The organism is Streptomyces sp. RP5T (assembly GCF_003933965.1).
GTDB lineage: Bacteria > Actinomycetota > Actinomycetes > Streptomycetales > Streptomycetaceae > Streptomyces.
The window spans coordinates 1-5,016 of the sequence record NZ_RSAJ01000593.1 but is presented as its reverse complement, the minus strand read 5'-3'; the positions used below and the strand labels follow the sequence as shown (position 1 = coordinate 5,016).

At 71.7% G+C, this 5,016-nt stretch carries 5 protein-coding genes; 3 read left to right on the top strand and 2 right to left on the bottom strand.

Annotation, left to right across the window (positions count from 1 at the left end):
• Positions 1–1,264: sensor histidine kinase (locus EHS43_RS37115; protein ID WP_148104187.1), on the bottom strand; the 1,264-nt coding region annotated here is incomplete at its 3' end.
• Between the two features lie 336 nt (positions 1,265–1,600).
• On the opposite strand from EHS43_RS37115, the gene EHS43_RS37110 reads away from it, so the two are divergent.
• From EHS43_RS37110 to EHS43_RS37100, 3 genes are read left to right on the top strand one after another with little or no spacing between them, the layout of a single operon-like run.
• A complete protein-coding gene (locus tag EHS43_RS37110; protein ID WP_125195025.1) occupies positions 1,601–2,476 on the top strand; it encodes a MaoC/PaaZ C-terminal domain-containing protein in 876 nt (291 codons plus the stop codon).
• Between the two features lie 37 nt (positions 2,477–2,513).
• Entirely contained in the window at positions 2,514–3,590 is a 1,077-nt protein-coding gene (locus tag EHS43_RS37105) for a Zn-dependent alcohol dehydrogenase (protein WP_125195024.1), read from the top strand.
• 9 nt (positions 3,591–3,599) lie between these two features.
• Entirely contained in the window at positions 3,600–4,550 is a 951-nt protein-coding gene (locus EHS43_RS37100; RefSeq protein ID WP_125195023.1) for a 3-oxoacyl-ACP reductase, read from the top strand.
• Positions 4,551–4,607: 57 nt separating this feature from the next.
• Here the strand turns inward: EHS43_RS37100 and EHS43_RS46830 are convergent, their stop codons facing one another.
• A complete protein-coding gene (locus EHS43_RS46830) occupies positions 4,608–4,760 on the bottom strand; it encodes a hypothetical protein (RefSeq protein WP_185806573.1) in 153 nt (50 codons plus the stop codon).
• Positions 4,761–5,016: the final 256 nt, after the last annotated feature.

Below are 5,016 nucleotides of genomic sequence, written 5' to 3'. Positions count from 1 at the left end.
CGCATACCGTGAAGCCGCCCCGGGGGCCCGGTCCGGTTTCCAGGCATCCTCCCGCCGCTGCCAGGCGTTCCGTGAGGCCCTTCAGGCCGGTGCCGCCGATGAGCGGGGTGCTCTGCGCCGACGCAGGGTCGGCCGGGGCGTCGTTCCAGGGGAGGGGCGGTTCCGCGGTCGTGCCCCGGCCGTCGTCCCGGACGCGCAGCCGTACCCGTTCCGCCGAGCCCCGTACGGAGATCTCGCAGCGCTGCGCCCCGCTGTGCCGGACCACGTTGGTCACCGCCTCGCGGACCACCCAGCCCAGCAGGACCTCGGTCCGGGCGGTGAGCGGTGGGCCGGAGCGCTGGACGACCGGGACGATGCCCGCGGCGCGCAGCGCCGAGACGGCCCCGTCGAGGTCCGTGCCGAGGCTGCCCTCCCGGTAACCGGTCACCGCCTCGCGGATCTCGGTGAGCGCCTGCCGGCCGACCGACTCGATGTCGCGTACCTGGAGGAGCGCCGCGTCCAGGTCGCGCGGGGCCAGACGCCGGGCAGCCTCCGACTTCACCACGATCACCGACAGCGTGTGCCCGAGCAGATCGTGCAGATCGCGGGAGAACCGCAGCCGCTCCTCCTCGACCGCGCGCCGGGCCAGTTCCTCACGGGCCTCCCGCAACTGCCTTACCGCCTCGGAAAGGGACATGATCGCGGCCGTCACCATCGTGGAGATCCAGGTGGCGTACGCGGTGTCGAGTCCGCCCCAGCCGTCGCGCAGGACGGAGGCCGCCCCGGCGACCACGGTCACGACCGCTCCCACCCACCGCAGGTGCGGCAGCCGCACGACCGCGCCCGTGGCGAGCCCGAACAGGGGGAAGAACAGCAGCCAGTTGCCGCCGTACCCCATCGCCAGACCGCAGGTCACCAGGCCCAGGAGCACCAGCGCCACCCGCGTGGAGAGCGCGTTCCGGGTCTCCTCGCGGAAGGCGCGGAAGGCGACGTAGATGTACAGCGAGTTGAAGGTGAGCAGGCCGAGGCCGCCGACCCAGGGGTTCGGGGTCTCGCCCTGGAAGAGGTTGGAGAAGGCGCCCATCCCCAGCAGCAGCCACGGCAGCAGACCGAACCCACTGCCCAGCCCCGCTCGGGTGGGGACCTCCCCGGCGCACTGCGCGGCCCTGTACTCGGCCCTGAGGCGCTGCCTGTTCTCCCGGTAGTACCGCTGGTGCTCCCGCGCCTCGCGGAACTCCGCGCGGATCCCGTCCACGCGGCACGAGAGCTTGTGCGACAAGGACATGACGGTTCCTCCGCTCAGAGGTTCCCGCGCGGCGACGGGACGACAGGACAGCGTACGAAGCGACTCACGACCACGACGTTACGAATTCGGCCCGCCCGCCCGGCAGATGCGCGTGTACGGAATCCGGCAGGACAAATGTCACGGGTGCCGGGACCCGGGCGAGGGGACCGGCCTTACCTGACACACCGTCAGGAGCCTTCACAACTGCGTCGGGCTCGGCTATACAGAGGGCGCCGGACTGGAACGCGTTCTAGATCGGCCCCGCGACGACCTCGGTGCGGCCGACGGTGCGGACGGCCGTACCGAGGTCTTGACCGAGCCCCTGTCAGGAGCCGTATGCCCATCGACGCAGCCAAGGCCCTCGCCGCCGAACCCCGGACCGGCGAGATCTCCTGGAACTCCAAGGACGTCCAGCTCTACCACCTGGGCATCGGGGCGGGCTCGCGTCCCGACAAGGACAGCCCCGCCACCGACCCCGACGAACTGCGCTACACCCTCGAATCCCGGCTGCACGTCCTGCCGAGCTTCGCCACCGTGGCGGGCTCGGGAGCGCCGGGCGTGATCAGCGGTCTGTCCATGCCCGGCATCGAGGTCGATCTCGCCAAGGTCCTGCACGGCGGGCAGTCGCTGCTCGTCCACCGCCCGCTCCCCGCGCAGGGCACCGCGACCGCGACCCACCGCATCGCCGCCATCTATGACAAGGGCAAGGCGGCCGTCCTGGTCCTGCGGACCGAAGTCGCCGACACCGAGGGCCCGTTGTGGACCAACGACGCCCAGATCTTCGTACGGGGGGAGGGCGGCTGGGGCGGCGACCGGGGCCCCTCCGCCCGCCTCGAACCCCCCGCCGGCGAGCCCGACCGGACCGTGGAGCGCCCGATCCGCGAGGACCAGGCCCTGCTCTACCGCCTGTCCGGCGACTGGAACCCGCTGCACGCCGACCCGGAGTTCGCCAAGGTCGCCGGGTTCGAACGGCCCATCCTGCACGGGCTGTGCACCTACGGCATGACCCTCAAGGCGGTCGTCGACACACTGCTCGGCGGGGACGTGACCCGGGTGCGCTCGTACGTCACCCGGTTCGCCGGGGTCGTGTACCCGGGGGAGACCCTGCGGATCCGTATGTGGCACACACCGCGGTCCACCCGGGTCGCCGTCGGTGCCGTGGAGCGCGGCGACGCGCCCGTCCTCGCCGACACCGTCGTCGAACACTCCTGAACTGGAACCCACCACGCCGTACGAGGGGAGCCGCACCATGCGCGCAGCCGTACTGCACGAGATCGGCCAGGAAAAGCTCGAAGTCCACGACGACGTCGAGGCGGTGGGCTTCGGGCCCGGCAGGGTGCGGATCCGGATCAGGGCCACCGGACTGTGCCACTCGGACCTGTCCGCGATGTCCGGGGTCCTCCCCCAGCCGGCGCCCTTCGTGCCCGGCCACGAGGGCGCGGGCGAGATCGTCGAAGTAGGGGAGGGCGTCAGCCACTTGAAGGCGGGCGACCGGGTCGTCGTGTGCTGGCTTCCCGCCTGCGGCGCCTGTCCCGCCTGCAAGCGCGGTCAGACCGAGCTGTGCCTGGCCGGGTTCATGAACGCGGGCACCCCCAACTTCCGTCGCCCCGGCGGCGATGTGTTCGGCTTCGCGGGCACCGGCACCTTCGCCGAGGAGGTCGTCGTCGACGCCGGCTGCGCGGTGCCGATACCCGACGACGTGCCCTTCGACATCGCGGCACTGATCGGCTGCGGGGTCACCACCGGACTCGGGGCCGCCCTCAACACCGCTGACCTGGAGGCCGGTTCGTCGGTCGCCGTCATCGGCTGCGGCGGGGTCGGCATCTCCGCCGTCCAGGGCGCCCGTCTCAAGGGCGCCGCCGAGATCGTCGCGGTGGACCCGGTCGCCGCGCGCCGTGAGGCCGCCCTTCGGTTCGGCGCCACCCGGGCCGTCTCCCCGGACGAACTCGCCGACGCCAAGCAGCAGGTGACCGCCGGCGAGGGCTTCGACTACGTCTTCGAGGTCGTCGGCAGGTCGGCGACCGCCAGGACCGCGTACGAGACGACCCGGCGCGGCGGCACCCTCGTGATCGTCGGCGCGGGCGCCATGGACGACAACCTCCAGCTCAACATGTTCGAGCTGTTCTTCGACGAGAAGCGCATCCTGCCGTCCCTGTACGGCGGCGGGGACGTCCTGCGCTCCTACGAGCGGACCATCGCCCTGTGGCGGGCCGGCCGCGTCGACCTGAACGGCCTGATCACCCACCGGGTGCCCCTGAGCGGGATCAACGAGGCGCTCGACCAGATGCGCACGGGGACCTCACTCCGTACCTGCATCGAGATCTGAGGCCCCCGTATGACACAGCCAGGGGCACGGCCGCTCGAAGGGCTCGCGGCGATCGTCACCGGCGCCGGCCGGGGGCTCGGCCGCGCGGAGGCGCTGGAACTGGCCCGGCTCGGCGCGGCCGTCGTCGTCAACGACTACGGACAACCGGGCCGGGACGGCTCCGGCGAGGCCTCCGCGGGCCCCGCCGAACAGGTCGCCGACGAGATCCGGGCCGCGGGCGGACAGGCCGTCGCCCACACCGGGGACGTGGCCGACCACCAACAGGCCGGCGAACTGACGGAGTTGGCGATCGCCGAGTTCGGCAGGCTCGACATCCTCGTCAACAACGCGGGCATCCTGCGCGACCGCATGGTGTTCTCCATGACCGAGGGCGAGTGGGACGCGGTGATCCGGGTCCATCTCAAGGGCCACTTCAACACCACCCGGTTCGCGGCGGCCCACTGGCGCGAACGGTCCAAGGCGGCGGGCGGGCCGGTGTACGGCCGTATCGTCAACACCTCCTCGGAGGCGTTCCTCGCCGGGTCCGCCGGACAGCCCAACTATGCGGCGGCCAAGGGCGGAATCGTCGGACTCACCACCTCGACGGCCCTCGCCCTCGCCAAGTACGGCGTCACCACGAACGCCATCTGCCCCCGCGCCCGCACCCGGATGACCGAGGACGTCTTCGCCGGCCTCGAACAGCCCGACTCGGGACTCGACCCCCTCGCCCCCGAGCATGTCGCCCCGCTCGTCGGCTACTTGGCCTCGCCCGCCGCCGAGCGTGTCAACGGCCAGCTGCTCGTCGTACACGGAGGGATGGTCGTCGTCGTCGAACGACCGCGGGTGCAGGCCAAGTTCGACAGCAAGCAGGACACCTTCACCTACGACGAACTGGACGCGCTGCTCACCCCGCACTACGCGCGGCGGCCGGCCGGGGAGACCTTCGCGGCGGCCGAAGTGCTCGGCCTCAAACGGGAGTAGACGCGAAACGGCCCCGCCCCCTCACGAGAAGGGCGGGGCCGTGTGTCGTCGTCCGCCTCAGGCCGCGGCCTCGGTCTGCTCGACCGACTTGCGGTGACGGCCACGCGGGGCCGTGTCGCTGTCCTGGACCGAGACCGGACCCCGGTGCTTACCGTGGCCCGTGGACTCCTGGACGTCGGCCGTCGACTGCTTCGTGCTGGCGTCGCTCATGGAAGTAATTCACCCCGTCAACATGATCTTTCTTACAGCGGAGGGAGTTTAACCGGCACACCACGGGGCGAATCCAGGCGGCCGGACCAACCGGCACTACTTCGTTACAAGATTGCCCAACGGGGCTTGCTGCAAGGGCACAGGGCGTGCCACGACAGGCTCCGCGGGGCCCGGTCCGGGCGGCTGTGCGACCGTGCCGCCGCCACCCTGCGAACCCTGCGCAGCCTCTGGACCCGCGTCCCCCGTTCCCTTCGGG

Coding starts and splice junctions, on each gene's coding strand:
- EHS43_RS37110 (WP_125195025.1), top strand. CDS start 1,601: ATGCCCATCGACGCAGCCAAGGCCCTCGCCGCCGAACCCCGGACCGGC.
- EHS43_RS37105 (WP_125195024.1), top strand. CDS start 2,514: ATGCGCGCAGCCGTACTGCACGAGATCGGCCAGGAAAAGCTCGAAGTC.
- EHS43_RS37100 (WP_125195023.1), top strand. CDS start 3,600: ATGACACAGCCAGGGGCACGGCCGCTCGAAGGGCTCGCGGCGATCGTC.
- EHS43_RS46830 (WP_185806573.1), bottom strand. CDS start 4,760: ATGAGCGACGCCAGCACGAAGCAGTCGACGGCCGACGTCCAGGAGTCC.